Source organism: Candidatus Kryptonium sp., from assembly GCA_025060635.1.
In the GTDB taxonomy this organism is placed as follows: domain Bacteria; phylum Bacteroidota; class Ignavibacteria; order Kryptoniales; family Kryptoniaceae; genus Kryptonium.
The window spans coordinates 495,007-521,754 of record JANXBN010000001.1 but is presented as its reverse complement, the minus strand read 5'-3'; the positions used below and the strand labels follow the sequence as shown (position 1 = coordinate 521,754).

The 26,748-nt window shown below is 38.5% G+C and carries 39 protein-coding genes and 1 tRNA gene; 4 read left to right on the top strand and 36 right to left on the bottom strand.

Features of this window, described 5'->3' with window-relative positions; genetic code table 11:
• Nucleotides 1-122 precede the first annotated feature (122 nt).
• The 36 genes from yihA to NZ923_02315 form a co-directional block, all read right to left on the bottom strand.
• The gene (yihA, locus tag NZ923_02490; GenBank protein ID MCS7228888.1) at nucleotides 123-764 is read right to left on the bottom strand and encodes a ribosome biogenesis GTP-binding protein YihA/YsxC; all 642 of its coding nucleotides are present in this window, start codon (nucleotides 762-764) and stop codon (nucleotides 123-125) included.
• A gap of 61 nt (nucleotides 765-825) precedes the next feature.
• Entirely contained in the window at nucleotides 826-1,272 is a 447-nt protein-coding gene (gene rplQ / locus NZ923_02485; GenBank protein ID MCS7228887.1) for a 50S ribosomal protein L17, read from the bottom strand.
• Nucleotides 1,273-1,293: 21 nt separating this feature from the next.
• Nucleotides 1,294-2,307 (bottom strand): DNA-directed RNA polymerase subunit alpha, encoded by a 1,014-nt coding sequence (locus NZ923_02480; GenBank protein ID MCS7228886.1) that lies wholly within the window; start codon nucleotides 2,305-2,307, stop codon nucleotides 1,294-1,296.
• Nucleotides 2,308-2,329: 22 nt separating this feature from the next.
• Nucleotides 2,330-2,959 (bottom strand): 30S ribosomal protein S4, encoded by a 630-nt coding sequence (gene rpsD, locus NZ923_02475; protein MCS7228885.1) that lies wholly within the window; start codon nucleotides 2,957-2,959, stop codon nucleotides 2,330-2,332.
• A 23-nt stretch (nucleotides 2,960-2,982) separates the two neighbouring features.
• On the bottom strand, nucleotides 2,983-3,366 hold the full coding sequence (gene rpsK / locus NZ923_02470; protein MCS7228884.1) for a 30S ribosomal protein S11: 384 nt from the start codon (nucleotides 3,364-3,366) through the stop codon (nucleotides 2,983-2,985).
• A gap of 23 nt (nucleotides 3,367-3,389) precedes the next feature.
• Nucleotides 3,390-3,773: a 30S ribosomal protein S13 gene (gene rpsM, locus NZ923_02465; GenBank protein ID MCS7228883.1), complete on the bottom strand. Its 384-nt coding sequence runs from the start codon at nucleotides 3,771-3,773 to the stop codon at nucleotides 3,390-3,392.
• A 6-nt stretch (nucleotides 3,774-3,779) separates the two neighbouring features.
• On the bottom strand, nucleotides 3,780-3,896 hold the full coding sequence (gene rpmJ / locus NZ923_02460; protein MCS7228882.1) for a 50S ribosomal protein L36: 117 nt from the start codon (nucleotides 3,894-3,896) through the stop codon (nucleotides 3,780-3,782).
• A gap of 16 nt (nucleotides 3,897-3,912) precedes the next feature.
• Complete coding sequence (infA, locus tag NZ923_02455) at nucleotides 3,913-4,131, bottom strand: translation initiation factor IF-1 (GenBank protein MCS7228881.1); 219 nt, start codon at nucleotides 4,129-4,131, stop codon at nucleotides 3,913-3,915.
• Nucleotides 4,132-4,890 (bottom strand): type I methionyl aminopeptidase, encoded by a 759-nt coding sequence (gene map / locus NZ923_02450; GenBank protein ID MCS7228880.1) that lies wholly within the window; start codon nucleotides 4,888-4,890, stop codon nucleotides 4,132-4,134.
• Between the two features lie 4 nt (nucleotides 4,891-4,894).
• A complete protein-coding gene (secY, locus tag NZ923_02445; protein MCS7228879.1) occupies nucleotides 4,895-6,241 on the bottom strand; it encodes a preprotein translocase subunit SecY in 1,347 nt (448 codons plus the stop codon).
• Complete coding sequence (gene rplO, locus NZ923_02440; protein MCS7228878.1) at nucleotides 6,238-6,702, bottom strand: 50S ribosomal protein L15; 465 nt, start codon at nucleotides 6,700-6,702, stop codon at nucleotides 6,238-6,240. Before rplO ends, secY begins: the two co-directional genes overlap by 4 nt.
• Entirely contained in the window at nucleotides 6,695-6,898 is a 204-nt protein-coding gene (gene rpmD, locus NZ923_02435) for a 50S ribosomal protein L30 (GenBank protein MCS7228877.1), read from the bottom strand. The genes rplO and rpmD overlap by 8 nt, the downstream gene beginning before the upstream one ends.
• Before the next feature lie 14 nt (nucleotides 6,899-6,912).
• On the bottom strand, nucleotides 6,913-7,446 hold the full coding sequence (gene rpsE, locus NZ923_02430) for a 30S ribosomal protein S5 (GenBank protein ID MCS7228876.1): 534 nt from the start codon (nucleotides 7,444-7,446) through the stop codon (nucleotides 6,913-6,915).
• Nucleotides 7,447-7,474: 28 nt separating this feature from the next.
• The gene (gene rplR / locus NZ923_02425; protein ID MCS7228875.1) at nucleotides 7,475-7,852 is read right to left on the bottom strand and encodes a 50S ribosomal protein L18; all 378 of its coding nucleotides are present in this window, start codon (nucleotides 7,850-7,852) and stop codon (nucleotides 7,475-7,477) included.
• 73 nt (nucleotides 7,853-7,925) lie between these two features.
• Nucleotides 7,926-8,465: a 50S ribosomal protein L6 gene (gene rplF, locus NZ923_02420; GenBank protein MCS7228874.1), complete on the bottom strand. Its 540-nt coding sequence runs from the start codon at nucleotides 8,463-8,465 to the stop codon at nucleotides 7,926-7,928.
• Nucleotides 8,466-8,532: 67 nt separating this feature from the next.
• Nucleotides 8,533-8,928: a 30S ribosomal protein S8 gene (gene rpsH / locus NZ923_02415; protein ID MCS7228873.1), complete on the bottom strand. Its 396-nt coding sequence runs from the start codon at nucleotides 8,926-8,928 to the stop codon at nucleotides 8,533-8,535.
• 29 nt (nucleotides 8,929-8,957) lie between these two features.
• Entirely contained in the window at nucleotides 8,958-9,143 is a 186-nt protein-coding gene (locus NZ923_02410) for a type Z 30S ribosomal protein S14 (GenBank protein ID MCS7228872.1), read from the bottom strand.
• Between the two features lie 23 nt (nucleotides 9,144-9,166).
• Nucleotides 9,167-9,808, bottom strand: a complete 642-nt coding sequence (rplE, locus tag NZ923_02405; GenBank protein ID MCS7228871.1) for a 50S ribosomal protein L5 — start codon at nucleotides 9,806-9,808, stop codon at nucleotides 9,167-9,169.
• 22 nt (nucleotides 9,809-9,830) lie between these two features.
• The gene (rplX, locus tag NZ923_02400; protein ID MCS7228870.1) at nucleotides 9,831-10,151 is read right to left on the bottom strand and encodes a 50S ribosomal protein L24; all 321 of its coding nucleotides are present in this window, start codon (nucleotides 10,149-10,151) and stop codon (nucleotides 9,831-9,833) included.
• Between the two features lie 18 nt (nucleotides 10,152-10,169).
• Complete coding sequence (gene rplN, locus NZ923_02395; GenBank protein MCS7228869.1) at nucleotides 10,170-10,538, bottom strand: 50S ribosomal protein L14; 369 nt, start codon at nucleotides 10,536-10,538, stop codon at nucleotides 10,170-10,172.
• A gap of 15 nt (nucleotides 10,539-10,553) precedes the next feature.
• Nucleotides 10,554-10,883, bottom strand: coding sequence for a 30S ribosomal protein S17 (gene rpsQ, locus NZ923_02390; GenBank protein ID MCS7228868.1), 330 nt, complete (start codon nucleotides 10,881-10,883; stop codon nucleotides 10,554-10,556).
• A complete protein-coding gene (gene rpmC / locus NZ923_02385) occupies nucleotides 10,883-11,104 on the bottom strand; it encodes a 50S ribosomal protein L29 (protein MCS7228867.1) in 222 nt (73 codons plus the stop codon). Before rpmC ends, rpsQ begins: the two co-directional genes overlap by 1 nt.
• 29 nt (nucleotides 11,105-11,133) lie before the next feature.
• Complete coding sequence (rplP, locus tag NZ923_02380; protein ID MCS7228866.1) at nucleotides 11,134-11,553, bottom strand: 50S ribosomal protein L16; 420 nt, start codon at nucleotides 11,551-11,553, stop codon at nucleotides 11,134-11,136.
• 24 nt (nucleotides 11,554-11,577) lie between these two features.
• A complete protein-coding gene (gene rpsC / locus NZ923_02375) occupies nucleotides 11,578-12,222 on the bottom strand; it encodes a 30S ribosomal protein S3 (protein ID MCS7228865.1) in 645 nt (214 codons plus the stop codon).
• A gap of 15 nt (nucleotides 12,223-12,237) precedes the next feature.
• Nucleotides 12,238-12,612, bottom strand: a complete 375-nt coding sequence (gene rplV / locus NZ923_02370; protein MCS7228864.1) for a 50S ribosomal protein L22 — start codon at nucleotides 12,610-12,612, stop codon at nucleotides 12,238-12,240.
• A 19-nt stretch (nucleotides 12,613-12,631) separates the two neighbouring features.
• Nucleotides 12,632-12,922, bottom strand: coding sequence for a 30S ribosomal protein S19 (gene rpsS / locus NZ923_02365; protein MCS7228863.1), 291 nt, complete (start codon nucleotides 12,920-12,922; stop codon nucleotides 12,632-12,634).
• Between the two features lie 15 nt (nucleotides 12,923-12,937).
• Nucleotides 12,938-13,771: a 50S ribosomal protein L2 gene (gene rplB, locus NZ923_02360; protein MCS7228862.1), complete on the bottom strand. Its 834-nt coding sequence runs from the start codon at nucleotides 13,769-13,771 to the stop codon at nucleotides 12,938-12,940.
• Nucleotides 13,772-13,794: 23 nt separating this feature from the next.
• Entirely contained in the window at nucleotides 13,795-14,085 is a 291-nt protein-coding gene (rplW, locus tag NZ923_02355; GenBank protein MCS7228861.1) for a 50S ribosomal protein L23, read from the bottom strand.
• Nucleotides 14,086-14,108: 23 nt separating this feature from the next.
• Nucleotides 14,109-14,738 (bottom strand): 50S ribosomal protein L4, encoded by a 630-nt coding sequence (rplD, locus tag NZ923_02350; GenBank protein ID MCS7228860.1) that lies wholly within the window; start codon nucleotides 14,736-14,738, stop codon nucleotides 14,109-14,111.
• A gap of 77 nt (nucleotides 14,739-14,815) precedes the next feature.
• Nucleotides 14,816-15,442 (bottom strand): 50S ribosomal protein L3, encoded by a 627-nt coding sequence (rplC, locus tag NZ923_02345; GenBank protein MCS7228859.1) that lies wholly within the window; start codon nucleotides 15,440-15,442, stop codon nucleotides 14,816-14,818.
• 22 nt (nucleotides 15,443-15,464) lie between these two features.
• Nucleotides 15,465-15,776: a 30S ribosomal protein S10 gene (gene rpsJ / locus NZ923_02340; protein ID MCS7228858.1), complete on the bottom strand. Its 312-nt coding sequence runs from the start codon at nucleotides 15,774-15,776 to the stop codon at nucleotides 15,465-15,467.
• Between the two features lie 17 nt (nucleotides 15,777-15,793).
• Nucleotides 15,794-17,005: an elongation factor Tu gene (gene tuf, locus NZ923_02335; protein MCS7228857.1), complete on the bottom strand. Its 1,212-nt coding sequence runs from the start codon at nucleotides 17,003-17,005 to the stop codon at nucleotides 15,794-15,796.
• Between the two features lie 28 nt (nucleotides 17,006-17,033).
• Complete coding sequence (gene fusA, locus NZ923_02330) at nucleotides 17,034-19,136, bottom strand: elongation factor G (protein MCS7228856.1); 2,103 nt, start codon at nucleotides 19,134-19,136, stop codon at nucleotides 17,034-17,036.
• A 39-nt stretch (nucleotides 19,137-19,175) separates the two neighbouring features.
• Nucleotides 19,176-19,643 (bottom strand): 30S ribosomal protein S7, encoded by a 468-nt coding sequence (gene rpsG / locus NZ923_02325; GenBank protein MCS7228855.1) that lies wholly within the window; start codon nucleotides 19,641-19,643, stop codon nucleotides 19,176-19,178.
• Between the two features lie 12 nt (nucleotides 19,644-19,655).
• Nucleotides 19,656-20,042, bottom strand: a complete 387-nt coding sequence (rpsL, locus tag NZ923_02320; GenBank protein MCS7228854.1) for a 30S ribosomal protein S12 — start codon at nucleotides 20,040-20,042, stop codon at nucleotides 19,656-19,658.
• Nucleotides 20,043-20,127: 85 nt separating this feature from the next.
• Nucleotides 20,128-20,201, bottom strand: a tRNA-Lys gene (locus NZ923_02315).
• A 256-nt stretch (nucleotides 20,202-20,457) separates the two neighbouring features.
• Between NZ923_02315 and cmk the strand changes: the two genes are divergently transcribed.
• The 4 genes from cmk to NZ923_02295 all read left to right on the top strand — a co-directional run bounded on the left by cmk (nucleotide 20,458) and on the right by NZ923_02295 (nucleotide 26,630).
• A complete protein-coding gene (cmk, locus tag NZ923_02310; protein ID MCS7228853.1) occupies nucleotides 20,458-21,168 on the top strand; it encodes a (d)CMP kinase in 711 nt (236 codons plus the stop codon).
• Nucleotides 21,149-22,057, top strand: coding sequence for a 4-hydroxy-3-methylbut-2-enyl diphosphate reductase (locus tag NZ923_02305; protein MCS7228852.1), 909 nt, complete (start codon nucleotides 21,149-21,151; stop codon nucleotides 22,055-22,057). The genes cmk and NZ923_02305 overlap by 20 nt, the downstream gene beginning before the upstream one ends.
• A gap of 71 nt (nucleotides 22,058-22,128) precedes the next feature.
• Nucleotides 22,129-24,105, top strand: coding sequence for a 30S ribosomal protein S1 (gene rpsA, locus NZ923_02300; GenBank protein ID MCS7228851.1), 1,977 nt, complete (start codon nucleotides 22,129-22,131; stop codon nucleotides 24,103-24,105).
• Nucleotides 24,106-24,206: 101 nt separating this feature from the next.
• Nucleotides 24,207-26,630 carry a putative LPS assembly protein LptD gene (locus NZ923_02295; protein MCS7228850.1) on the top strand — a complete coding sequence of 808 codons (2,424 nt, stop codon included), beginning with the start codon at nucleotides 24,207-24,209 and terminating at the stop codon, nucleotides 26,628-26,630.
• Nucleotides 26,631-26,748: the final 118 nt, after the last annotated feature.

Genomic DNA, 26,748 nt, shown 5'->3' with positions numbered 1-26,748 from the left:
AAATATAAACACCAAATTTTTGTGAAACAAGAAAAACATCGGAGGAAGTGCTGATGGAAGGGTTACCTTAGATTGATTTGAAAAAATCAGCATTAAAAGTTCAAGCCCCAAGATTAAGGAACTTATTTAGTTTGTGCAACTTGAAGTTGCTTTTTCTGCGTGCGTTGTTTCCCTGGTGTTGAGATATACTTTTCAATTATTGAAAGCAGTTCATTTTTTCCGACACCAGTTATTGCTGAGAAAGTGACAAAATCTTGACAATACTTTAACTTCCCGAAAGCGTTTCGTATCATATCAACCTGTCTTGAGATTTTGCTTCTTGCAATTTTGTCAATTTTAGTTATCACGATAACATAAGGGATCTTGAAATAATCAAGCCATCCTGCCATCATCTTATCAAGCTCCGTTGGCTCGTGGCGAGCATCAACGATGTGAAGGACTAATTTGATCTGGGATCTATTACTTAAATAATTTTCTATAAGTTTACTCCAACCTGCTTTGACATGTTCAGGGACGCGAGCGTAGCCATAGCCGGGGAGATCAACTATGTAGAAAGATTCATTTATCAAGAAATAATTTAGAGTTTGAGTTTTCCCCGGGGTTGAGCTTATGAAAGCGAGATTTCGTTTTCCACAAAGTTTATTAATCAGGGATGACTTTCCGACATTTGATCTTCCGACGAGCGCAATTTCAGGAAGTCCATCGGTTGGAAGCTGCTTTACATCGGTCAAGCTTGCAACGAATCTTGCGGATGTTATCTTCATAGTTTCTTAGAACCTGTATTTTTAAAGATCAGCGGAGTTTGTTAAAAACTCCGCTTGATAATTAAGTTGCTGTTTGCTCTGCGACCTGTTCCTTAGCAGGTTGGGTTTCTGTTTTTTTCTCCTTCTTTGGTTTAACCATTCCCGTTCCGATGTTGTAATCAACAAGTTCAAGCACCGCAAGTTCGGCTGAATCACCTCGTCTAAAACCAAGTCGCACGACACGAGTATAACCACCGGGTCTATCCATCACTCTGGGAGCTATCTCGTTAAATAATTCTTTTAACGCTTGTCTATTTCTTATAAACCTTGCCACAAGTCGCCTTGAGTGTATGTCTCCGCGCTTTGCTTTCGTTATTAATTTCTCCGCAAATCTTCTTGCTTCTTTCGCTTTAGCGACGGTTGTCACTATTCTTTTATGTAGAAACAGCGCGGTTGCAAGTGCTGAAAGAGTTGCTTTCCTATGGCTATGTGTTCTTTTAAGTTTCCTGCCCTTTTTCAAATGCCTCATTTAAACCTCCAAAAAATTTTTTTAACTTTCCCTTAAGTATCTATCCACATCAAAACCGAAATGTAAACCATATCCTTCAATGATCTTCTTTATCTCGTTAAGTGAAGTTCTACCGAAGTTCTTAAAGTTCAAAAGCTGGTTTTCTTGATACCTTACGATATCACCAATTGTATTTAATCCATTTGCCTTCAAAATGTTAAATGCTCTCATGCTGAGGAAAAGCTCCTCAATTGGGGTTTTCAAAATTTTTCTGATGCGATCTTTTTCATTAACAACTTTACCTTCATCACCAGGTTTAAGCGTCTCTGGTTCAACCTGCGGGTGAAGTTCAATTACAATTTCAAAGTGTTCTTTCAAGATCTTCGCAGCGAGAACAAGCGCGTCATCTGGGGTTATTGAACCATCCGTTTCTACTTCAAGTGTCAATTTTTCATAATCACCTTTTTGCTTTAAACGAATGTTTTCAATGAAATATCTTACATTTTTAACTGGCGTGAAAATTGCGTCAAGAAATATCACACCTGGTTGACGAGTTACTGGTGGAGCTGGTTCAAGATAATCAAGCTCTTCAGAAGGAACATAACCTTTGCCATAACCGATCCACAAATCCATTTCAAATTCTGTGTTTCCTGTAACGCTTGCGATGTGATGTTCAGGATTTAGAATTTCTATTCCTGAATTTTGCTTCTGTATTTCTCCAGCTTTGAGTTCAATTGGTCCCTTGACTAATACATTAACTTTTTTAATTGACTTGTCAATTAGTTTAAATCTAACTCCCTTCAAATTAAGCACGATATCAGCAACATCTTCAACAACACCCGGAATTGTAGAGAACTCGTGAAGAACTCCTTCTATTTTTACTGCGATAAATGAATAACCAGGAATTGAAGAAAGAAGAACTCTTCTCAACGCATTTCCGATCGTAACGCCATAGCCACGCTCAAGAGGTTGAATAATAAATCGTCCGAAAGTATTTGAATATGTTGCCTCGTCCATCACTACACTTTCTGGAAAAGTCAGGGAAATGTTTAACATTTTTACCTCTATAACTTAATTTTTACTTTGAATAAAGTTCAACGATCAACTGTTCATTAACATTTAGCGGTATCTCAGATCGCTCTGGTATATACATAAACACACCACTTAAACTTGCCTTATTCAGCTGAAGCCAAGGAACAAGACTTGTTTCAGTGACGCGCTTTAATGAGTTATGGATGATTTCAAGTTCCTTGCTCTTGTCTCTAACTCTTATCTCATCACCTGGTTCAACGAGATATGAGGGTATGTCAACAACTTTTCCATTTACTAAGATATGTCTATGCTTAACAAGTTGTCTAGCTGCTTTCCTTGATGGTGCGAATCCAAGGCGATATACCACATTGTCCAATCGTCTTTCAAGTATCTTTATCAAGTTTTCACCTGTTTTTCCTTTTTGTCTTGTTGCCATTTCAAAATATCTTCTAAACTGACGCTCGAGGACTCCGTAAATTCTACGGAGTTTTTGCTTTTCTCTTAATTGTATTCCATATTCAGATAATCTTGCGCGTCTTAGTGGACCGTGTTGACCAGGTGGATAGTTTTTCTTCTCAAGTGGACATTTTTCAGTATAGCATTTCTCACCTTTAAGATAAAGTTTCATCCTTTCTCTTCTGCAAAGCCTGCAAACTGGACCTGTGTATCTTCCCATGATTTAAAATTTAATTTTAATTTTTAAACTCTTCTTCTTTTTGGTGGTCTACAACCATTGTGCGGAATTGGCGTCACATCGCGAATTGTCAATATCTCAAGTCCTGCAGTCTGAAGCGCACGAATTGCTGCTTCTCTTCCGGAGCCAGGACCTTTGACAAGAACATCAACCCTTCTAACGCCAAGGTTATATGCTTCTTTTGCTGCTGCTTCAGCAGCAAGTTGAGCTGCAAAAGGTGTTCCTTTTTTCGTTCCCTTGTATCCTATTCTTCCACCAGATGACCACGCCAAAACATTACCATATCTATCTGTTATTGTGACTATGGTATTATTGAAAGTTGCTTTAATGTGTGCTATACCGTGAGCATCTACTTGAATTTTCTTTTTCTGCTTTTTTACTTTAGCCAATTTTCATCCTCCAGAGTTAATTTTTACTTTTTGGCAGTCGCTTTCTTCTTACCAGGAACAGTTTTCCTCTTACCTTTTCTGGTTCTAGCATTCGTCCTCGTTCTTTGACCGCGAACTGGCAAACCACGGCGATGTCTTAAACCACGATAACATCCGATGTCCATAAGACGCTTGATGTTCATTTGAATCTCAGCTCTTAAAGCACCCTCAACTTTATATTCAGCGTTGATGATATCCCTTATCTTGCTAATTTCCTCATCTGTTAATTCGCCAATTTTTTTCATTGGATCAACGCCTGCTTTTTCAAGTATCTTTAGAGCTGAGCTTCTTCCTATGCCATAGATATAAGTTAGCGCGATAAAAGACCTCTTATTTCTTGGTAACTCAACTCCTGCTATTCTCGCCATAACTTTTTAACCTTGCCTTTGTTTATGCTTTGGATTTTTCTTACAAATGACTCTTATGACTCCCTTTCGTTTGATGATTTTACAATGCTCGCAAATTTTCTTTACTGATGAGCGAACTTTCATTTTTTCTTCTCTAAATTTATTTGTATCTGTAAATAATCCGTCCTTTTGTCACATCGTAAGGTGAAAGTTCAACTTGAACTTTATCGCCAGGTAGAATTTTTATAAAATGCATTCGCATCTTTCCAGATACATGTGCAGTGACCTCAAGCCCGTTATCCAATCTAACCTTGAAAGTCGCATTTGGTAACGCTTCAATCACAACACCATCAACTTTTACACCTTCTTGTTTTGCCATTTACAATGTTAAAATTTCTGGTTTTCCTTTTCTTACAACGATTGTATGTTCAAAATGAGCCGATGGCAATCCATCCAGAGTGTAAACTGTCCAACCATCACTTCCAAAATAAACTTGCCAAGTCCCGACATTTACCATAGGCTCAATTGCTAATGTCATTCCTTCTCTAAGCTTAATACCTTTGCCCTTTTGCCCAAAATTTGGAACAGGTGGTTCTTCATGTAGTTTTTTTCCTATACCGTGCCCTACGAGGTCTCGGACAACTGAAAAACCATGCGACTCAACATAACTTTGAATCGCATATCCTATGTCAAAGAGTCTATTTCCATCAACGGCTTGTTCAATTCCTATGTAAAGAGCTTTTTCAGTTATCTCTATCAATTTTTTCTTTTCTCCGTTCACCTCGCCAACAGCAAATGTCTTTGCTGCGTCCCCATAGTATCCATTCTTAACAACACCAACATCAATTGAAACGATTTGACCTTCTCTTAAAATTTTATCTTTTGTTGGTATTCCATGCACTACCTCATTATCAATTGAAACACAAATTGTCGCTGGAAAAAGATTTTTCTTGTTGAATCCATAACCCTTAAATGCAGGTTTTGCACCCTGCGAAAGTATGAAATCTTCAGCTATTTTATCAAGTTCATAAGCCGAAATTCCCGGCTTTATATATTTCCCGAGAATCTTTAAAACATCTGATACAATTCTTCCTGCCTCTCTCATCAAATCTATTTCCTTCTCAGTCTTTATGCTCACCTTTTTAATAGCCAACTCTGCTTTTTATTCTGCCAGTTTTCATAAACCCATCATAATGTCTCATCAAAAGATATGTTTCTATCTGTCGCAATGTGTCAAGCGCGACGCCCACGACGATAAGCAAGCTAGTTCCTCCAAAGAATGAAGCCATTGTCGGCGAAACACCCAATCCTATCATAAAACCTGGTAAAATCGCAATTATAGCAAGGAATATTGAACCTGGCAAAGTTATCTTAGTTAAGATATTATCAATGAAATCTGCCGTGTTTTTTCCTGGTCTTATACCTGGGATAAATCCACCTTGCTTTCTCATCGTATCAGCTATATCCTGCGGATTAAAAACGATCGCCGTGTAAAGATATGTAAAGAATATAACCAAAATGGCATAAATAAAATTATACCAAAACGATGTATAACTAAAGTTTGCTGCAAACTCTTGAAGCGCCTCACTTTCTGGGAAAAATGTCACTATCGTGCTTGGTAAAAACATAACAGATTGAGCGAAGATTATCGGCATAACTCCTGCTGCGTTCACTCTTATCGGTATATACTGTGTAACTCCACCATAGACCCTTCTTCCAACAACTCTTTTAGCATATTGAACTGGGATCCTTCTTGTTCCAGTCGTGACAAGTATAACAAGCGCAACGACAAGAACCATCCCAGCAATTATCAAAATTTCCTCAATTATGCTTCTTGCACCAGTTTGCAACATTTGAAATTCCTCAATTAAAGCATGTGGAAATCTTGCGATTATTCCAGCAAAAATTATAAGTGAGATGCCATTTCCGATTCCACGCTCTGTGATTTGTTCACCAAGCCACATTATAAAGATCGTTCCTGCGGTAAGGATAAAAATTGTACTTATAACAAAACCTATACCCTTAACAGCATCTGGGACTATTGGCAAGCCACCTGGAGTTGTCATATGCATTAATCTTATACTCACACCCCAAGCTTGGAGCGCTGCAACAAGAACTGTTCCTTGTCTGGCATATTGTTCAAGTTTTCTTCGCCCCTCTTCACCTTCCTGTTGCAATTTTCTAAAATAAGGGATAACGGCACCAAGCAACTGCAAAATAATTGCAGCACTTATATAAGGCATTATACCAAGTGCGAAAACAGCAGCGTTTTCAAAAGCTCCACCTGCAAAAAGATCGTATAACGCAAACAAAGAACCTTGCTGTGCCTGGCTTCTTATGACTTCAGCCAAAAGCGAAGCATCAACTCCGGGCAAAGTTATATGAGCCCCAACTCTAACAACTGCAAGTAAAGCAATCGTGAAAAGAATCCTGTCCCGGAGTTCTTCAATCTTGAAAATGTTTCGGATATTTTCAACTAATTTGCTCATAGCTTTATTGCCTTACCTCCAATTGCTTGTATCTTTTGTAAAGCTGATTCACTAAAAGCGTGAGCTGAGATTTCAATAGGAGTTTTTAATTCTCCATCACCTAAAATTTTTACAGGTAATGTCTTCTTTGAGATGACACCTACATTATAAAGAAGTTCAGGTGTAACTTTAGCATCAGGCGAAATTTTCCCTCTATCAATTAATTCTTGAAGTCGCCCTACATTCACGATTTGATATTCAACTTTAAATGGATTTCTGAAACCGCGTTTCGGGATTCTTCGTATCAAAGGCATTTGTCCACCTTCAAACCATGGTCTTATGCTCTCACCCGATCTTGATTTTTGACCCTTATGACCACGCGTTGAGGTTCCACCATGCCCTGAACCCTGTCCTCTTCCGATTCTTTTTTCCTTCTTTCTTGAACCAGGAGCTGGCTTTAGATTGCTTAATATATTAGGCATTTTCACCTCCATCTTCTATTTCCTCTACAACCACGAGATGTTTAACTTTATTTATCATTCCACGAATTACTGGTGAATCATAGTGAATTACAGTTTTATGAGGCTTTCCCAAGCCAAGTGCTTTTATCGTCCTGCGTTGTTTCTCCGGCGTTCCAATTATGCTTCTTACCTGAGTGATTTTAAGTTTTTTTGCCATTTTCAAATTCACAATTAAATTTTTACAAGTGAATCAGATTCAAATAATTCTTTCAATGTCATTCCACGCTTTCGCGCCATAGTTTTGGCATCAATCATGCTTGTTAAAGCTTTCAAAGTTGCCTTAACAGTATTATGTGGATTGGTTGAACCAAAGCATTTTGTAAGGACATTTTGGACTCCTGCAAGCTCAAGCACTGCTCTAACTGCTCCACCTGCAATTATACCAGTTCCAGGCGCAGCTGGCTTAACTAAAACCTTTGAGGCTCCAAACTTAGCGACAACCTCATGTGGCACGGTCCCGTTTACGATTGGAACTTCAACGATATTTTTCTTTGCGTTTTCACTTGCCTTTTGTATCGCATCGGTAACTTCACGACCTTTGCCAAGCCCAACTCCAACATGACCATTTTTATCTCCAACTACAACGATAGCATTGAAACGAATTCTTTTACCACCTTTAACAACTTTCGCAGTTCGGTTAATCATTACAAGTTTTTCTTTTAAACCTTCAATTTCCGCGGGTTTTACTTTCTTTATCTTCGGCAATTTACCATAAAAGATTTTGTTTTTAACTTTAGAAAACTAAACCTCCTTCGCGAGCTGCTTCTGCAAGGGCTTTTACTCTCCCGTGATATTTATAACCGTTTCTATCAAATACAACTTTCGTTATCCCTTTCTCAAGTGCTTTCTTTGCAAGTGCGAGCCCAACAATTTTACTAACTTCTGTTTTTGTTTTTGCGTTTTTAACTTGATCTGCTATCTCTTTTGATAAGCTTGACATCGCCACAAGCGTATGACCTTTGGTGTCATCAATTATCTGAGCGTAAATATGTTTCAAGCTTCTATAAACCGACAATCTTGGTCTTTCAGGTGTTCCAAAAATCCTTGATCTTACGCGCTTTCGTATCTTTTCCCTTCGTAATTTTTTCTTTCTAAATTCTCGCTTTATCATAATTAAATTTAACCAATTTTATTTTGAATTCCGAACGAGGTTACGCTCATAATTTTGAGCCCGCCTCGTTCCATTATTTACCTGCTGCTTTTCCAGCTTTCATTCTTATAACTTCACCTTCATAGCGAATGCCTTTGCCCTTGTATGGTTCAGGTGGTCTAAAAGAGCGAATCTTCGCAGCAACCTGACCGACAAGAGCTTTATCAATACCACTTACTATAATGTTCGTTGGCTGAGGAACTTCTATTTTAATACCATCTGGAGGAATAAAAATTATCGGATGAGAATAACCAAGATAAAGGACAAGCGCCTTGCCTTTTAACTCAGCCCTATATCCAATCCCAACGATCTCAAGCTTCTTCATATAACCCTGAGAAACTCCTATCACCATATTGTTAATCAAAGCCCTCCACAATCCATGCAATGCTTTGTCTGTTCTTGAGTCACTTTTTCTCTTTACGAGAACTTGATCTTGTGCTACTTCAATTTCTATTCTCGGATGAACTTGAGCGGTAAGTTCACCCTTTGGACCTGATACTTTTAAAACTCCGTTTAATTTCTCAACTTTTACACCTTTTGGAATAGGTATTGGCTTTTTTCCAATTCTTGACATTTCCTCTCAAAAATTTTTTTCTCGTTATTTTATTTAAGAAACGGCATCTCTTGTGTTGAAGTATCTTTTACCATACATAGCAGATAACTTCTCCACCAACTCTTTCCTTTCTCGCACGACGGTCGGTCATAACTCCTTTCGGTGTAGTCAAAATCGCAATTCCAAGTCCATTTAAAACTCTTGGTATCTCATCAACTCCGACATAAATTCTGCGTCCAGGTTTGCTAACGCGAACAAGGTTCGTAATAGCAGGTTCACCATCTTCAGTATACTTGAGATAAATTCTCAAAATCCCTTGCTTCCCGTCCTCAATAACTTCATATCCTTTTATAAATTTCTGTTCAAGCAAAATTTGAGCGATTGCTCTTTTAAGTTTTGAAGAAGGCGCTTCAACTACTTTATGTCTTGCCCTAACTGCGTTTCTTATTCTTGTTAAGAAATCTGCAATTGGATCGGTCATCATAGTTTATTCTTTTCCTCTAAATTTAATTTTTACCAGCTTGCCTTTCTTACACCAGGGATTTTACCTTCAAGCGCAAGTTTTCTGAAGCAAATTCTACAAATTCCAAACTTTCTATAATATCCTCTTGGTCTACCACATATTGAACAACGATTTCTCTTTCTAACTTTGTACTTTGGCTCTCTTAGAGCTTTTTGGATTGATGCTTTTCGTGCCAAGTTTTAATTCCTAAAATTTGTTTTTACGCTACTGCTTTTTCTTCTACAACGACTTCGCGCTTTCTAAACGGCATTCCAAATAATCTCAACAGCTCATAAGCTTCTTCATCGGTTTTCGCAGTTGTTACTATGGTGATATCCATACCAAAAATTCTTTCAACCTCATCAACATTTATTTCAGGGAAAATTATGTGCTCTTTGATTCCAAGCGTATAATTCCCTCGCCCATCAAACGATTTATCAGACAGACCTCTGAAGTCCCTAATTCTTGGGATCGCTGCATTTATCAATCTATCAAGGAACTCATACATTCGTTCTCTTCTTAATGTAACTTTGCATCCGATCGCCATCCCAGCTCTTAACTTGAAGTTTGAAATTGATTTTTTCGCTCGCCTTATAACAGGTTGCTGACCGGTAATTTTTGCAAGTTCTTTCATAGCCATTTCAAGGAGTTTAGGCTCTTGCGTTGCTTGCCCAACGCCCATATTTACGACGATCTTAACAAGTCGTGGCACTTGCATTACATTTTTATAGCCAAACTTTTTCATCATCTCCGGGATTATAACTTCCTGATAAAGTTTTTTCAATCTCGGAACTACTTTCTCGTGCGTTTCTTCAATCTCTTGGATTTCTTGCTGTTTTTTCTGCTTTTTTTCCTTTGCCATTTTAGCTTACCTGATTTTTTAATTAGAACATTTCACCACATTTTTTGCAAACTCTCATCTTGCTTCTTTTTCCATCAGCTGAGACGAGAGTCGTATGCCCGACACGAGTTGCTTTGCCACACTTTGGACAAACGAGCATGACATTTGAAACATGGATCGGTGCTTCCATTTCAATTATTCCACCTTGCGGATACTTTGGGGATTTGCGAACATGTTTCTTAACAATGTTAACTCCTTCAACGAGAACTCTTTCTTTCTCACGAAGAACTTTAAGAACTTTTCCTATTTTGCCTTTATAATTTCCGGCGATTACCAGAACTGTGTCGTTTTTCTTAATGTTCATTCTTCATCAGTGTTTAATTTAAATTACCTCTGGTGCAAGTGATATTATTTTCATAAACTGTTTTTCACGCAATTCCCTAGCAACAGGTCCGAAAATTCTCGTCCCTCTTGGCTCACCATATTTATCAAGCAAGACGACAGCGTTCTCATCAAATCTTACATATGATCCATCTTTACGTCTTATCTCTTTCTTGGTTCTGACGACAACAGCGCGCGAAACCTCACCCTTTTTAACAGGTGCGCCTGGGATTGCGCTCTTTATTGAGACGACAATGATATCTCCAACAGTTGCTGTTAACCTTTGATGTTGCCCTATGATACCTATACAACGAACTTTTTTAGCACCTGAATTATCCGCAACTACAAGATCAGTTTCTCTTCTTATCATGGCACTTTGTGGTATTTATTTTGCTCTTTCTATTATTTCAACAAGACGCCACCTTTTATGCCTGCTTAACGGTCTTGTTTCCATGATTTTTACAATATCGCCGATATTACACTCATTATTTTCATCATGAGCCATAACTTTGGTGGTTCTCACATAAACTTTCTTGTAAATTGGATGCATAACCTTTCGCTCAATAGCAACTACAATAGTTTTATTCATCTTGTTGCTAACAACTCTTCCGATCCTAACCTTCCTTTGAGGTCGTTTAGGTTTTTCAGATTGAATTTGTTCTCCTTCTTGGCTTTGTTGAACTTTTTCTTGCTCCTGGATTCTTTCCTCACTCATCAGGCAACTTTACCTTCTTTTATTTTTTCTCTTTGAAGTTCTCTTTCTCTTAAAATTGTTTTCATCCTCGCTATGTCCTTGCGAATCATTTTAAACCTGTGTGGTTTCTCAAGCTGACCTAAAGCTTTTTGAAACCTCAAATTGAGAAGTTCCTCTTCAAGCTCTCTTATTCTTTGCTTTATTTCCTCGTCCGAAAGCTGTCTTATTTCATTAGGTTTCATTTCCAACAAAGATTTTTATTTAAAAAATTTTAGCCACCTGCTTCAACTCTTGCAACGAATTTCGTCTTTATAGGTAATTTGTCCGCTGCAAGCTTTAGAGCTTCTTCGGCAACATCTCGGCTCACACCACCAACCTCAAACATTATCCTACCAGGTTTAACAACAGCGACCCAACCTTCCACATTACCTTTTCCTTTACCCATTCGTGTCTCAGCTGGTTTCTTTGTATATGGCTTATCAGGGAAAATCCTTATCCAAATTTTTCCACCTCTTTTCAAAGTCCTTGAAATTGCAACACGTGCTGCTTCTATTTGCTTGTTTGTTATCCACGCTGGCTCAAGTGCTTTTAAACCATAATCTCCAAATGCAAGCGTAGATGCACGATACGATTTACCTTTCAAACGACCGCGCTGTTGTTTTCTGTATTTCGTTCTACTTGGCATTAACATAGCTCAAAACCTCAAGATTATTTTTTAACGAAGTTGTGGTTTCCTTCCTAAAACTTCACCTTTAAAGATCCAAACTTTAACACCTATTTTTCCGTAAATTGTCAGAGCTTCTGCTATAGCGAAATCAATATCCGCTCTTATTGTATGAAGCGGAACCCTACCTTCAAGATACCATTCACTTCTTGCTATTTCAGCTCCTGCCAATCTTCCCGAGCACATAACTTTAATTCCTTGAGCTCCCATCCTCATTGCAGATGTTACAGCTGCTTTCATTGCCCTTCTGTAAGAAACCCTGTTTTCAATCTGTGTTGCTATTGATTCTGCTACAAGATAAGCATCAAGCTCGGGACGCTTAATTTCAATAACCTCAATTCTGACATCTTTACCTGTCAATCTCTTCAATTCCTCTTGCAACAATTCAATATCTTTGCCACCTTTTCCGATGACTACTCCGGGACGAGAAGTATAAATTTTGATTTCAATCTGTTTCGTTTTTCTATCAATCATTATTCTTGAAACACCGCTTCTTTTAAGACGGCTTCGGATATAATCACGGATCATCAAATCCTCACGCAGCTTCTCTGCGAAGTTTTTATCATCATACCAGTGCGCGTCCCAATCTTTTATTATTCCGAGCCTAAAACCTATTGGATTTGTTTTCTGTCCCAAGACGCCTCCACCGTGCTACTTTGTTTTTGATTTATTTTTTTCTTTTTCTGATTTTTCAGCAACTACAATAGTTAAATGATTGCTTCTTCTCCTTATGATATAAGCCCTGCCAAATGGGGCAGGCAGGACTCGCTTTAACATCGGTCCCGGATCAACATATGCTTCTTTGACATAAAGTTCCGATATATCAATTCTTCTTTCCGTTTCTTTGTTCATAAAGTTAGCAACTGCTGACCTTAAAACTTTCTCAGCGATTTTTGCTGCTCGCTTCGGAGTATAATGTAAAATGTTAAGTGCTTCATCAACTGATTTTCCTCTTATTAAATCAATCACGACTCTCATCTTCCTCGGCGAGGATGGTATATACCTTGCAATTGCTTTAGCTTCCATTTCAGTATCCAAACTTTATTTACTTTTTCATTTTACTTGCTTTTTCAGCTTTCGTTCCAGGATGACCTCTAAAGGTTCTCGTCGGAGCAAACTCACCAAGTTTATGACCAACCATATTTTCAGTTATATAAATCGGGATAAACTGCTTTCCATTGTGAACCGCAAATGTAAAGCCAACGAAATCAGGAATTATAGTGCAATCACGAGCCCAGGTCTTTATAACTTTTTTCTGTCCTGTTTTCAACATTTCTTGAACTTTCTTTAATAACTTCGGATCCACATACGGACCTTTTTTAAGCGAACGAGCCATATCAGATTTAAGTTTTTATTTTTTCTTTCTTCTTGCGACTATGTATTTATCTGATGCTTTGTTTTTCTTTCGCGTCTTCTTACCTTTCGTATGCCAGCCCCACGGCGAAACAGGATGAGGATTACCTTGCGGAGCCTTACCTTCACCACCACCATGTGGATGATCCACTGGGTTCATCGCAACGCCACGAACATAAGGTCTTCTTCCCAACCATCGTGCTCTTCCGGCTTTACCGATCGTAATGTTTTCGTGATCAAGATTGCTCACTATTCCAATTGTTGCATAGCAGCTCAAGTGAATCTTTCTCAACTCACCTGACGGAAGACGCAAAAGAGCAAAGTTTCCTTCTTTGGCCATAACCTGTGCATATGCACCTGCACTTCTTGCAATTTGACCTCCCTTTCCAGGACGAAGTTCAATATTGTGAACAAACTCACCAACAGGTATATTTCTCAATGGCAACGCGTTTCCAACTTTTATTTCAGCATCCGGACCTGACATAACCATATCACCAACTTTCAGTCCATCTGGAGCAATAATATATCTTTTCTCACCATCAACATAATGCAAAAGCGCTATCCTTGCACTTCTGTTGGGATCGTATTCTATTGCAGCAACCTTTGCAGGAATACCAATTTTATCACGTTTAAAATCAATAATTCTATACATTCTTTTATGACCGCCACCACGGTGCCTTACAGTGATTCGCCCTTGATTATTTCTGCCAGCGTGCTTTTTTAACGGGACAACGAGCGATTTCTCGGGCTCTGTCTTCGTTATGTCTGAAAAATCTGAAACAGTGTAAAACCTTCTTCCGGGCGTTATAGGTTTATATGTCTTTACAGGCATTTTATCACTCCCTCAAAAAATTTTTAAATGTTCTCAAAAATATCAATCTTATAACCAGGTTCAAGGACGACAATAGCTTTTTTCCAATCACGCCGCTTTCCTTCAAATCTACCACGCCTTGTTAACATAAACTTCCTTTTGCCTTTGACAATCATCGTCCTAACTTTTTTCACCTTAACATTAAATCTTGTTTCAATCTCTTTCTTTATCTCAATCTTGTTTGCTTTCATAGCGACCTCAAAAACATACTGATTCTTATCTCGCAAGATCGTTGATTTCTCCGTAACTATTGGTCTAATTAAAATACTTGGCATCTTTTTTGGTAAACCTTAATTTTTCATTCAGTAAAAGTATTTTGCAAAACTTCAACTGCGCTTTTTTGGATCAAGATCATTTGGTTATTCAAGATATCATATGTTGACGCTTTATATGCCTCTAAAATGTTAAGCCCTGGGATATTTCTTCCAGATTTGTAAACATTCAAGTCCGTATTTGCTGTCAAAAGCAAAACTTTTTTGTTCAGAAGATTGAACGCTTTTAGGATTTCTACCATTTTTTTCGTTTTAGGTTGTTCAAATGTAAAATCCTCAACAACAATTATTTGCTCATCTTTGAGCTTGTAAGATAAAGCGGATTTCCTTGCAAGCTGTTTAACCTTTTTAGGTAAATCAAGACTATAATCTCTCGGCACTGGACCGAAGACAGTTCCACCACCAACCCAAAGCGGCGATCTTATAGAACCTGCTCTCGCTCTTCCAGTATGCTTTTGTGGCCAAGGTTTTCTACCACCACCTCTTACTTCTCCACGCGTCTTGGTTTTATGAGTTCCTTGCCTTTGATTTGCAAGATAAGCTTTAACAGCAAGATAAATTGCGTGATCATTCGGCTTGATCTCAAAAATTTCGGGCTTTAATTCAACATACTCACCCGACTTCGTTCCGTCAATTTTATAAACCTCAAGCTTCATCTTGACTTCCAGTTAATTTTTTGAGTTTAATTTATAAGCCTTTCAACTCGCTCACATTGATTTCAAAAACATCAAATTCAAGACACCTTAGTTATCTTAACATAGCTATTTTTTGCTCCAGGCACAGAACCTTTTACAACGAGCAAGTTTGCATCGGGAATTACTTCTACGACTTCAAGATTTCTCACTGTAACTTGTTCATCACCCATATGCCCAGCCATTCGTTGACCTTTAAATGTATGAGATGGGAATGAGCTTGAACCAACTGAACCAGGTGCCCTATGCCTGTCACTTTGCCCGTGCGTCTTGGGACCACCGCCAAATCCGTGCCTTTTCACAACTCCTTGAAAACCTTTACCTTTTGATCTTCCTGTTACTTTAACAAGATCACCGACAGCAAAAACATCTTCAACTCTTATCTGATCACCTGGTTTATATTTACTTATGTCAAAGCCTTTAAACTCCTTTAACACTCTTAGATTAGGAACATTTGCCTTCTTGAAATGTCCTTGCAATGGCTTAGGCGTTCTCTTCTCCTTTTTTATTCCAAAACCAAGCTGTAGCGCTTCGTAACCATCTTGCTCTTTGGTTTTCACTTGAACAACATAGCAAGGTCCAACTTCAAGGACGGTGCACGGTATAGCAACACCATTTTCACCAAAAATTGTGGTCATTCCAAGTTTTTTTCCTATCAATCCAGTCATATTCAAAATCTGATTTAAATTTTTATGTCTTGATCTCTACTTCTACTCCTGCTGGTAGATCAATTTTCGTCAAAACATCCATAGTTTTCGCGTTCCAATTCAAGATATCAATCAATCTCTTATGAGTTCTTATCTCAAACTGCTCGCGGGATTTTTTATCAACATGCGGTGATCTTAAAACAGTAAAAACCGAGCGCTTTGTCGGCAGGGGTATAGGCCCCGAGACAACAGCGCCCGTTTGTTTCACTGCTCTTACAATTCTATCAGCTGACTTATCAATTAAGCGATGATCGTATGACTTTAATTTGATCCTGATTCTTCTTTGTTGAGCCATTTTAGATAGACCTGTTTTTATTCAAGTATCTTGGTAACTACTCCTGCGCCAACTGTTTTACCACCTTCACGAATAGCGAACCTCAATCCTTCCTCCATAGCGACAGGTGCGATCAGCTCAATCGTCAATCTAACATTATCACCCGGCATAACCATCTCTTGACCTTCTGGTAAACCAACTATAGTTCCAGTGACATCGGTTGTTCTAAAGTAGAATTGAGGTCTATAACCCTTGTAAAACGGAGTATGGCGTCCACCTTCCTCTTTGGAGAGAATATAAACCTCAGCTTCAAACTTAGTATGCGGAGTTATTGTTCCAGGTGCTGCTATAACCATACCACGCTCAAGCTCATCCTTTTCAACACCACGAAGAAGTAATCCAACATTATCACCTGCAATTGCTTCATCAAGTTCCTTGCGGAACATTTCAATACCTGTAACAACTGTCTTCTTATGCTGACCAAGTCCGACTATCTCAACTTCATCTCCAAGTTTCACTCTACCTCTCTCAACACGACCGGTTCCTACAGTTCCACGCCCAGTGATTGAGAAAACATCTTCAACAGGCATAAGGAATGGTTTGTCAATATCGCGCTGTGGTATTGGAATATAGGTATCAATCGCATCAAGCAGTTGATAAATTGGCTGTAAATCTGGATGATCAGGTGTTGTTTCCGGTTTCATTCCAGCTTCAAGCGCCTTCAAAGCACTACCTCTAATAACTGGAACTTCATCGCCAGGGAATTCATATTTCTTCAAAAGATCTCTAACTTCAAGCTCAACAAGATCAAGAAGTTCTGGATCATCAACCATATCAACTTTATTCATGAACACAACAATGTATGGAACATTAACCTGCCTTGCCAAAAGGACATGCTCTCTTGTCTGTGGCATAACTCCGTCATTTGCTGCAACAACAAGAATTGCACCGTCCATCTGCGCTGCACCAGTAATCATGTTCTTTATGTAGTCTGCGTGTCCTGGGCAATCAACATGTGCATAATGTCTTTTTTCAGTTGAATACTCAACATGTGAAACTGCGATCGTAATACCACGGGCTCTCTCCTCAGGAGCATTGTCAATTGACTCAAATGGTCTTGGCTGTGCAAGACCCTTCTTTGCAAGCGCATAAGTTATAGCAGCTGTCAATGTTGTTTTTCCGTGGTCAATATGACCAATTGTTCCAACATTGACATGGGGTTTGTCTCTTACGAATTTTTCTTTCGCCATAACCTAATTCTCCTTAATTTTTTAATTTTTAAACAAGTGTTTCTTTAGGTTTTCCACGAACTTTTTCAATTATCATATCAGCAATTTGCTGTGGAACTTCCTCGTAATGATGGAACTGCATTGTATAAATCGCTCGTCCTTGAGTAATTGATCTAAGCCTTGTCGCATAACCGAACATTTCGGCAAGTGGAACAAGAGCTTTTATAACTTGCCCATCTTTTCGCATGTTTATACCCTCAATTCTACCGCGCCTTGAATTCAAATCACCTATTACATCACCAAGATATTCTTCAGGAGTAACAACCTCAACTTCCATAATTGGCTCAAGGAGAACAGGATCAGCTTGTTTCGTCGCTTCTTTAAACGCAATTGAAGCAGCTATTTTGAAAGCAAGATCAGATGAATCAACCTCATGATAAGAACCATCAAAAAGCGTCACCTTGACATCAACAACTGGATAACCAGCAATTATCCCATTCTGCATCGCTTCTCTTATTCCTTGATCAACAGCTGGAATATATTCCTTTGGCACGACACCACCAACGATTGCATCTATAAACTCATAACCCTTACCACGATTAGGTTCAATTTCTATCCAAACATGTCCATATTGTCCACGTCCACCTGTCTGACGAATGAATTTCCCTTCCGCTCTTGCTTTCTTTCTTATCGTCTCTTTATATGCAACTTGAGGTTTACCGATATTCGCCTCAACTCTAAACTCACGCTTTAATCTATCAACGATAATCTCCAAATGTAATTCACCCATCCCACTTATTAAAGTTTGCCCGGTTTCCTCATCAACTGTCACTCTGAAGGTCGGATCTTCATCCATAAGTTTTGCAAGTGCTTCGCCAAGTTTATCTTGATCTGCTTTTGTCTTTGGCTCAATCGCAACCGATATAACTGGCTCTGGGAAATCCATTTTTTCAAGCAAAATCGGATCATCTTCGGAACAAAGCGTATCTCCCGTCTTTGTAAACTTTAGACCAACAACTGCAACTATATCACCCGCATAGGCTTCTTCAACATCTTCACGATGATTCGCATGCATTCTTAAAATTCTCCCAACTCTTTCCTTTTTACCTTGAGTTGAGTTATAAACATACGAGCCTGCTTTCAATGTCCCAGAATAAACCCTTATAAATGTTAATTTACCAACATAAGGATCAGTCATTATCTTAAATGCAAGCGCTGTAAATTTCTCATCATCAGAAACAAGCCTAACAACTCTATCATCCTTGAACGGATGATGACCAATCACTTCACCATGATTTATATCAAGCGGTGAAGGTAAATAATCAACAACAGCATCAAGCAAACGCTGAATTCCCTTGTTCTTAAAAGCAGAACCACAAAGAACAGGCACCATCTTAAATTCAAGGGTTGCCTTTCTTATGGCGGATTTAATTTCTTCCTCGCTTATCTCCTCACCATCAAGATACTTGACAAGCAAGGTATCATCAAACTCAGAAACCGCTTCAAGCATTTTAGTTCTATATTCAACAGCCATGTCCATCAATTCCCTTGGTATATCAAATTCCTCCCAAGTTGCGCCAAGCGTTTCTTCCTTATAAACCACCGATTTCATCTTAACAAGATCTATTATCCCAGTAAACAATTCACCTTGACCCATAGGCAATTGGATTGGAACCGGATTTGCACCAAGACGCTCACGAATCATATTAACGACATTAAAGAAATCAGCACCGACTCTATCCATTTTATTAATGAAAGCAATTCTTGGAACACGATACTTATTAGCTTGCCTCCACACTGTTTCTGATTGCGGTTCAACACCACCAACCGCACAGAACAACGCAATTGCTCCATCAAGAACACGCAAAGATCTTTCCACCTCAACCGTGAAATCAACATGTCCAGGCGTATCTATGATATTAATTCTATGTCCTCTCCAAAAGCAAGTAGTTGCAGCGCTCGTAATCGTTATACCACGCTCTCTTTCTTGAGGCAAAAAGTCCATTGTCGCAGAACCTTCATGAACTTCGCCCATCCTGTGAATCTTACCTGTATAATACAAAATTCGCTCGGTCGTTGTTGTCTTTCCAGCATCTATATGGGCCATTATTCCGATATTTCTCGTCTTCTCTAACGGATACTCCCTTGGCATATCTCTAATCTTAACACCTCAGAAATTTTATTTTTAAAATTACCATCTAAAGTGAGCAAAAGCTTTATTTGCTTCAGCCATTTTATGCGTATCTTCACGCTTTTTCACGGCCATTCCTTCATTTCTCGCAGCAGCCATCAATTCCTCAGCAAGCCTAACCATCATCGGCTTCCCTTTTCTCTCACGTGCGTATTGAACAATCCATCTTAATGCTAATGAAATACTTCTTTCAGGTCTCACCTCTATTGGAACCTGATAAGTTGCTCCACCAACTCTTCGTGGTCTTACCTCAAGGATTGGTTTTACATTTTCAACAGCTTTCCTAAAAACCTCAAGCGGTTCCTGTCCCGTTCTCTGTCTTATTATTTCAAAAGCATTATAAACAATCTTCCTTGCTATATTCTTCTTACCATCCTTCATAACCTTATTGATTAACTTCGCTACAAGGATATCATTATATTTTGGATCTGGCGCTATTTGCCTTGGTTCAGCTCTTCTTCTTCTCATAAAACTCTTATATCATTTTTGTTGTTGTTCTTTCGGCCTTTTTGCTCCGTATTTTGAACGACCCTGCTTTCTGCCTTCAACCCCGGCAGTATCAAGTGCACCACGAATTATATGATATCTTACTCCTGGTAAATCCTTAACTCTTCCACCACGAACCAAAACAATAGAGTGCTCTTGAAGGTTATGTCCTTCACCAGGAATATAGGCGATGACCTCAACTCCATTTGTAAGCCTTACTTTAGCAACCTTCCTTAACGCTGAATTCGGTTTCTTAGGGGTTGTCGTGTAAACCCTGACACAAACTCCTCTCTTTTGCGGACAACCCTGCAAAGCCGGGGATTTGCTTTTCCATTTAACTTTTTCTCGGCCGTACCGAATTAATTGATTGATTGTCGGCAAAACTTTTTACCTCATTTTATTTTTACGAGAGCAAAAGATAATAAAAAAATTTCATTTTAACAAACTTTGGAAAGCAAAATACTCGTGCACCACCGGGGACTCGAACCCCGAACCAACGGATTAAGAGTCCGCTGCTCTACCATGTTGAGCTAGTGGTGCACTACCTCTTAATGAGGCAGTTTCAAATATAAAAAATTTTTAAGATAAAATCAAATTTTTACAAATTCATACCTTTCGTGAAAGGCTCAGGTCTCAAAATTAATTTCAAAAGCCCCCATCTCTCAAAGTGCAAAAATTTAGTCGTTCCGAGGACTGGATAATTTTGCGACACCTGCATGAAAGAGTTTGTTTATTTTTGCCTTATTTCTTATATTTAAACGCTATGAAAGACAACGCTCTTGGAATTCACAAGGGAATGAAAAGGATTATAATAGCTATTGACGGTCCTGCAGGCTCGGGCAAAAGCACAACTGCTCGGCTTGTTGCTCAAAAACTCGGATATATTTACATTGACACAGGTGCAATGTATCGGGCTCTCACTCTCAAAGTTATTAACTCTGGAATTGACCCGAACGATGAAAAATCAGTTGCGCAACTTGCTGAAAACACGAGAATTGAACTTCTTTACGAAAACGGAAACTTGAAAGTCATGCTTGATGGAAACGATGTAACCGAAAAAATAAGAACTCCAGAAGTTACATCATTTGTTAGTATTGTTAGCGCTCATCCAAAAGTCAGAGAAGCGATGGTTAAAAAACAGCAAGAACTTGGGAAAGACGGCGGAGTTGTAATGGACGGGCGAGATATCGGCACTGTGGTTTTCCCAAATGCTCATTTAAAAATTTTTATGACAGCGGATATAAAAGAAAGAGCGAGAAGAAGACAAAAAGAATTGGAAGCACAAGGTTTTAAAATAGATCTTGAAAAATTGATATACGAAATTGAAGAAAGAGATAAATTTGACTCAAGCCGTGAGGTCGGTCCATTGAAAAAAGCAGATGATGCAATTGAGATAGATACGACGAACTTAACAATTGATGAGCAAGTTGATTTTGTTTTAAAAAAGGCATATGAACTAATAAACCAAAATTCAAACGAGGAGAGCAATGCAAGTTATCATAGATAAAAACGCTGGATTTTGCTGGGGCGTTGTAAGAGCTATTGAAATAGCTGAGAAAGAACTCAACGCCTCTGGCAAGCTTTATTCGCTTGGCGAAATAATTCACAACCCTGTTGAAGTTGAAAGATTAAAACAAAAAGGACTCATACCGATAAACCACGATGAACTTGCAAATGTGAAAGATGCAAAAGTGTTAATCCGTGCACACGGAGAACCACCGTCAACATATGAAATGGCTCAAAAATATGGAATTGAAATCGTTGATGCAACATGTCCAGTCGTGACCAAACTTCAAACCAGGATAAGAAAATTCTATTTAGAGGGATATCGGATTGTAATTTTTGGCAAAAAAGAGCATCCGGAAGTTATCGGTTTAGTTGGACAGTGCAATGGAGATGCAATCGTTATAAAATCGCTTGAAGAAATTGAGAAAATTCCTTTAAAAGGTAAAGTCGTTTTGTTCTCGCAGACGACGATGTCAAAAGATTTATTTTACAAGATAAAGGAAGAAATAGAGAAAAGAGTTGAAGAATTAATCGTGGTAAAACCAGAAGACGAAGCGGTTGAATTTGTCGCAAAAGATACGATATGCAGACAAGTTTCAAACAGAGATGATAAATTAAAAGAGTTTGCAAGAAGTGTTGATGTCGTGATCTTTGTCGCTGGTAAAAATAGCTCAAATGGAAAAGTTCTCTTTGAAATCTGTAAATCTGAAAACCCGCGAACTTACTTCATAGAGATGCCTAAGGAACTGAATCTTGAATGGTTTAAAGATTGTGAGGTCGTTGGTGTCACAGGGGCAACCTCAACCCCACAATGGCTAATGGAGGAAGTTAAAAAAGAAATTGAGAGATTGTGCAACGGGCAAAATATGAGTTTTCAAAAGCCATCATGAAAAGAATTGTTAAACCTACCTGTGTGGAGTTAACGAGTTTTTGATGGCTTTTGGCGTTAACTTCCGCACAGGTGAAAAAAATCAAAATTATAGGAGGTAGAGAGTTAATGGCAGAAATTCTTGAAAATTTAAATCAACAGTCAAAACAGGAAGGCACAGTGCAACACTTGATGGGCGATGAACACGAAACTGTAGCGTCATATTTAAAGAAAAGAAAAGGTGATAAGATCAAGATTTACAACGAGGGCGGTTACGACGAGGAAGAACAGAAGAAACTCTTAAAGTTATATGAGCAATCGTTAAGCAAAGTCGTAGAAGGAGATATTCTTGAGGGAGAAGTAATTGAGATTGACCGAGAAAGAGGCGAAGTTGTAATTGATATCGGATTTAAATCCCCCGGAATTGTTCCATTAAATGAGTTCAGAAATCCTGAATCTTTAAAGGTTGGAGACAAAGTTGAGGTCAGCATTGAAAAAGTAGAAGATAAAGAAGGACAAATAGTTGTTTCCCACAAGCGAGCTCACTTCCTAAAGGTTTGGAAAAGAGTAAATGAAGCATTTGCGAAAGATGAGATTTTAAAAGGATTGATTATAAAACGAATCAAAGGAGGGTTTGTTGTTGATATTGATGGATTGCTTGCTTTCTTGCCAGGTTCACAGGTTGATATAAAGCCAATAAGAGATTACGACGCCTGGGTTGGAAAAGAAATTGAGTGTAAAGTTGTTAAAATTAATCAAGCTGCTGAAAATGTCGTCGTAAGTAGAAAAGCTCTCGTTGAGAAAGAGCTTGAAGAACGCAAGCGTAAATTCTTTGAAACCGTCAAAGTTGGCGATAGAGTCAGAGGAACTGTCAAAGCGATCGTTGATTTCGGTGTGTTCGTTGATATGGATGGAATTGATGGATTAATTCATATAACAGACCTATCATGGGGAAGAGTAAATCATCCTTCAGAGGTTGTACAGCTTGACCAAGAGCTTGAAATGGTCGTGACGCGAGTTGATGAAGTGACACTTCCAACAGGCGAAAAGGTAAAACGCGTTTCTCTTGGAATTAAGCAACTTCAACCACATCCTTGGGAAAACATTGACCAAAAATATAAGGTTGGTCAGAAAGTTACTGGAAAGGTCGTTGCTATAACAGATTACGGCGCATTTATTGAAATTGAAAAAGGCATTGAAGGACTAATTCACATTTCAGAAATGAGCTGGACGCAACATATAAAGCACCCCTCACAGTTTGTAACAATGGGTCAAATAGTAGATGCTGTGATTTTGCATCTTGATAAAGAAGGCAGAAAACTCTCGCTTAGCATGAAACGACTTGAACCAGACCCATGGGAAAAAGTTGAGGAAAAGTATCCCGTCGGTTCAAAACGCAAAGGTATAGTTAGAAACATTACGAATTTCGGTGTATTCGTTGAGCTAGAACCCGGAATTGACGGTTTAATCCATATCTCAGATCTATCTTGGACCAAAAAGATTCGTCATCCCGCCGAAGTTGTTAAGAAGGATCAGGAAATAGAAGTTATAATACTTGGAATAGACAAAGAACAAAGAAGAGTAACGCTCGGTCATAAGCAAATTTATCCAAATCCATGGGATAAATTTGAACAGATTTATAAAGTCGGAACAGAGACACAAGGTAAAATAGTGAGAATTATTGAAAGAGGTGTGATAGTTGAACTCCCCGATGGAGTAGATGCGTTTGTCCCGATTTCACACCTGATGCCTGGACAAGCACAGATAAAGAACATTCACGCAGTGTTTAAAGAAGGTGAAACCTTACCTTTGAAAGTAATTGAATTTGACAAGGAAAGACAAAAGATAATTCTTTCGGTTTCGGAATACTTCAAAGATAAGTCAGAGCGACTTGTCAAGGAATTTCTTGATAAACATCCGATTCCATCAGATGAAGCACAACTCAAAGCGCCTGTCACTTCAGTTGGAGTTGAAGCCGAAGGTGAGGAACGTGTTTTCATTGAATCAAATTATGGTAAAGAAAGTGTCCCTGGGCAGAGGTCTCAGGGCGCTCAACAAAAACAAAACTAAACTTAATCAACCTCCAGCTTGCAGCCGTCCCGTCCTTTCCGAAGGAACGCGGACGGCTTTTTTATTTAATTTAATCTCAATTAAACCTGACATAACGAAGTGTGAAGAGGTTAAAATTTGAAATAATCGCACTTATAATTTTATCTACACTTCTAACCGCGCAAGACCAAAACGATACGGCAAAAGTTAGAAAAAGCGATATAGATACCATTGTCGTTTACACCGCAACAGATTCGGCAATCTACAATGTTGAAAATAGAGAAATGTTTCTTTTCGGGGGGGCAGATATAAAATACAAAACGATGAGGTTAAGATCAGCTGTTGTGAGCATGAATCTTGATAGCGCATTGCTTGAGGCCTTCGGCATACCCGATTCAACTGGAAATAATTTCAAAGGGCTTCCAATCTTAAACGATGGACCTGAGGAATATCATGGATTCAGGTTAGCTTATAATTTCAAAACCCAGAAAGGGAGAATAACGCAAGCGACAACCCAAATGGAAAACGCATTTTATTACGGAGATAAAATAAAAAAAGTTGAAAAAGATGTTCTTTTCGTCTATAAGGGAAGATATACAACCTGCGACGCAGAAGAACCACACTATTGCATTGAAGGGCATGAAATGAAGATAATTTTAAATGACAAGGTTATAGCTCGCCCCGTGGTTTTGTATATCGCCGATGTCCCTGTCTTTGCTCTGCCATTTGGAGTCTTCCCAAGCAAATCAGGAAGAAGATCAGGATTTATACCTCCAATTTGGGGGCAAACCTATAACGCAGGTTTTTATTTCAAAAGGTTCGGCTATTACTGGGCAATGAGTGATTACACTGATTTCACAACAACTTTTGATTGGTATACACGAGGTGGATGGCAAGTTTCAAGCGATTTTAGATATGTTTTGAGATATAAATTTAACGGTGCATTAGGTTTCGCTTTTGCTAATTTCTACAGCGGCGAAGAAAGCGATCCAGACAAGACATCAAGCAAGGAATGGCGACTTAACTTAATACACAATCAAACCATTGATCCAACTTCAAGAATAAGCGCAAACATAAACATCTCAACAAACAACTATTTTCGTGCGACTGGAACGACAGTTAGAGATGTGCTTCAACAAACGCTGACTTCAAATGTAAGCTATTCAAAAACTCTTGAAGAAATAAACGGATCAATCTCAATAAACGCCTCAAGAGTGCAAAACCTTAACACCGGAACCGTTGACGAGATACTGCCTGAGATTTCCCTTTCACTCCCACAAGTATTTTTATTCGGTGGAACTCCATATGGTTCAGCTTTTGCAACTGGAAAATGGTACGAGAAGTTAAGCTTCGGATATTCATCAAGGTTTGTCAATCAAAGAAGCACTGCAAGAACGAGACAGTTTAGATATGGCATATCGCATAATTTAAGGATCAATTTCACACCAACGGTGAGATACTTTAACATAACTCCGTTTTTCACTTACAACGAAAACTGGTATGATAGACGAACGATAAAATTTTATAACCCAGAAACAAAAAAAGTTGAATCACGAATTCAAAGAGGATTTTACCAATCAAGATATTTTAACTTTGGAATCTCCGTTTCAACAAAAGTTTATGGCATTTGGCAACCAGAAGTTCTTGGAATCTCTGGATTTAGACACACACTGATGCCAAGTTTTTCGCTTATTTATCAACCTGATTTCTCAAGTCCGTTTTGGAAAAACTATGGGTCTTATGTTGATTCAGCTGGCAATGTTGTAAAATACGACTACTTTGAAAACTCCCTTTTCGGTGGCGCACCGATAGGTAAATCGCAGTCATTAAATGTTGGCATAGGAAACATATTTGAAATGAAAACAACCTCGTTAGATTCAGCTGGGCAACCGAAAAAATACCAACTTTTGAACTTAAATTTGTCGTTCTCATATAATTTCGTCGCTCCGAATAAAAAACTCTCACCATTGTTTATCACCGCGCGAACCACGATCGCTGGAGTTGACATTTTTTCAAGTTCCGTTTTTGATTTTTACAAATTCAACAGCACCGAACCATTGATTCGCGAAGGAAAGATCGCACGAATGACAAACTTCACACTCTCTTTCTCCTTTGCTTTCTCAGGAAGGAAAAAAGAAGAAACAAATAGAATGCGAGGAATTGAAGAAACTGGAAGTGAACTTTTCAGAGGCTATGATGCTTTCAAACCAAGTTTTGAATTCGGATGGAATGTATCCTTTGGATTTGATTTTTCGCTAAGCAGAGCAAATCCAACGCAGACAGTAAAATCAGCAAATTTGAGATTTTCGTTCGGATTTGATATCACAAAAAATTGGAGAGTTATGGGAAGCGGAAGCTACGATCCAATACGCAAAGAAATCATAGTTCCAAGCATAAGCATTTATAGAGACCTACATTGTTGGGAAGCGAACTTTGAATGGAGACCGATCGGTTACGCAAGAGGATTTGACCTTGAGATAAGGGTTAAAGCCCCACAACTTCAAGATTTGAAAATCGTTAAGAGAAAATCAAACATTGGAAGATAAATCCACATCAAGCGTTGAAACTTGAAGATTTGGAAATTTTACAATTTGCTTTCTTGCCTAACTTTTAAATTCTGATTAACTTTTATAAAAATTCGCTGAAAATAAAAATCAGATAAAA

What these genes read in the sequence shown, in the direction of transcription:
- yihA (MCS7228888.1), bottom strand. Translation starts at nt 764, where the DNA reads ATGAAGATAACATCCGCAAGATTCGTTGCAAGCTTGACCGATGTAAAG.
- rplQ (MCS7228887.1), bottom strand. Translation starts at nt 1,272, where the DNA reads ATGAGGCATTTGAAAAAGGGCAGGAAACTTAAAAGAACACATAGCCAT.
- NZ923_02480 (MCS7228886.1), bottom strand. Translation starts at nt 2,307, where the DNA reads ATGTTAAACATTTCCCTGACTTTTCCAGAAAGTGTAGTGATGGACGAG.
- rpsD (MCS7228885.1), bottom strand. Translation starts at nt 2,959, where the DNA reads ATGGGAAGATACACAGGTCCAGTTTGCAGGCTTTGCAGAAGAGAAAGG.
- rpsM (MCS7228883.1), bottom strand. Translation starts at nt 3,773, where the DNA reads ATGGCGAGAATAGCAGGAGTTGAGTTACCAAGAAATAAGAGGTCTTTT.
- rpmJ (MCS7228882.1), bottom strand. Translation starts at nt 3,896, where the DNA reads ATGAAAGTTCGCTCATCAGTAAAGAAAATTTGCGAGCATTGTAAAATC.
- infA (MCS7228881.1), bottom strand. Translation starts at nt 4,131, where the DNA reads ATGGCAAAACAAGAAGGTGTAAAAGTTGATGGTGTTGTGATTGAAGCG.
- secY (MCS7228879.1), bottom strand. Translation starts at nt 6,241, where the DNA reads ATGAGCAAATTAGTTGAAAATATCCGAAACATTTTCAAGATTGAAGAA.
- rplO (MCS7228878.1), bottom strand. Translation starts at nt 6,702, where the DNA reads ATGCCTAATATATTAAGCAATCTAAAGCCAGCTCCTGGTTCAAGAAAG.
- rpmD (MCS7228877.1), bottom strand. Translation starts at nt 6,898, where the DNA reads ATGGCAAAAAAACTTAAAATCACTCAGGTAAGAAGCATAATTGGAACG.
- rplR (MCS7228875.1), bottom strand. Translation starts at nt 7,852, where the DNA reads ATGATAAAGCGAGAATTTAGAAAGAAAAAATTACGAAGGGAAAAGATA.
- rplF (MCS7228874.1), bottom strand. Translation starts at nt 8,465, where the DNA reads ATGTCAAGAATTGGAAAAAAGCCAATACCTATTCCAAAAGGTGTAAAA.
- rpsH (MCS7228873.1), bottom strand. Translation starts at nt 8,928, where the DNA reads ATGATGACCGATCCAATTGCAGATTTCTTAACAAGAATAAGAAACGCA.
- rplE (MCS7228871.1), bottom strand. Translation starts at nt 9,808, where the DNA reads ATGGCAAAGGAAAAAAAGCAGAAAAAACAGCAAGAAATCCAAGAGATT.
- rplX (MCS7228870.1), bottom strand. Translation starts at nt 10,151, where the DNA reads ATGAACATTAAGAAAAACGACACAGTTCTGGTAATCGCCGGAAATTAT.
- rplN (MCS7228869.1), bottom strand. Translation starts at nt 10,538, where the DNA reads ATGATAAGAAGAGAAACTGATCTTGTAGTTGCGGATAATTCAGGTGCT.
- rpsQ (MCS7228868.1), bottom strand. Translation starts at nt 10,883, where the DNA reads ATGAGTGAGGAAAGAATCCAGGAGCAAGAAAAAGTTCAACAAAGCCAA.
- rpmC (MCS7228867.1), bottom strand. Translation starts at nt 11,104, where the DNA reads ATGAAACCTAATGAAATAAGACAGCTTTCGGACGAGGAAATAAAGCAA.
- rplP (MCS7228866.1), bottom strand. Translation starts at nt 11,553, where the DNA reads ATGTTAATGCCAAGTAGAACGAAATACAGAAAACAACAGCGCGGTCGT.
- rplV (MCS7228864.1), bottom strand. Translation starts at nt 12,612, where the DNA reads ATGGAAGCTAAAGCAATTGCAAGGTATATACCATCCTCGCCGAGGAAG.
- rpsS (MCS7228863.1), bottom strand. Translation starts at nt 12,922, where the DNA reads ATGGCTCGTTCGCTTAAAAAAGGTCCGTATGTGGATCCGAAGTTATTA.
- rplB (MCS7228862.1), bottom strand. Translation starts at nt 13,771, where the DNA reads ATGCCTGTAAAGACATATAAACCTATAACGCCCGGAAGAAGGTTTTAC.
- rplW (MCS7228861.1), bottom strand. Translation starts at nt 14,085, where the DNA reads ATGCCAAGTATTTTAATTAGACCAATAGTTACGGAGAAATCAACGATC.
- rplD (MCS7228860.1), bottom strand. Translation starts at nt 14,738, where the DNA reads ATGAAGCTTGAGGTTTATAAAATTGACGGAACGAAGTCGGGTGAGTAT.
- rplC (MCS7228859.1), bottom strand. Translation starts at nt 15,442, where the DNA reads ATGACTGGATTGATAGGAAAAAAACTTGGAATGACCACAATTTTTGGT.
- rpsJ (MCS7228858.1), bottom strand. Translation starts at nt 15,776, where the DNA reads ATGGCTCAACAAAGAAGAATCAGGATCAAATTAAAGTCATACGATCAT.
- tuf (MCS7228857.1), bottom strand. Translation starts at nt 17,005, where the DNA reads ATGGCGAAAGAAAAATTCGTAAGAGACAAACCCCATGTCAATGTTGGA.
- fusA (MCS7228856.1), bottom strand. Translation starts at nt 19,136, where the DNA reads ATGCCAAGGGAGTATCCGTTAGAGAAGACGAGAAATATCGGAATAATG.
- rpsG (MCS7228855.1), bottom strand. Translation starts at nt 19,643, where the DNA reads ATGAGAAGAAGAAGAGCTGAACCAAGGCAAATAGCGCCAGATCCAAAA.
- cmk (MCS7228853.1), top strand. Translation starts at nt 20,458, where the DNA reads ATGAAAAGGATTATAATAGCTATTGACGGTCCTGCAGGCTCGGGCAAA.
- NZ923_02305 (MCS7228852.1), top strand. Translation starts at nt 21,149, where the DNA reads ATGCAAGTTATCATAGATAAAAACGCTGGATTTTGCTGGGGCGTTGTA.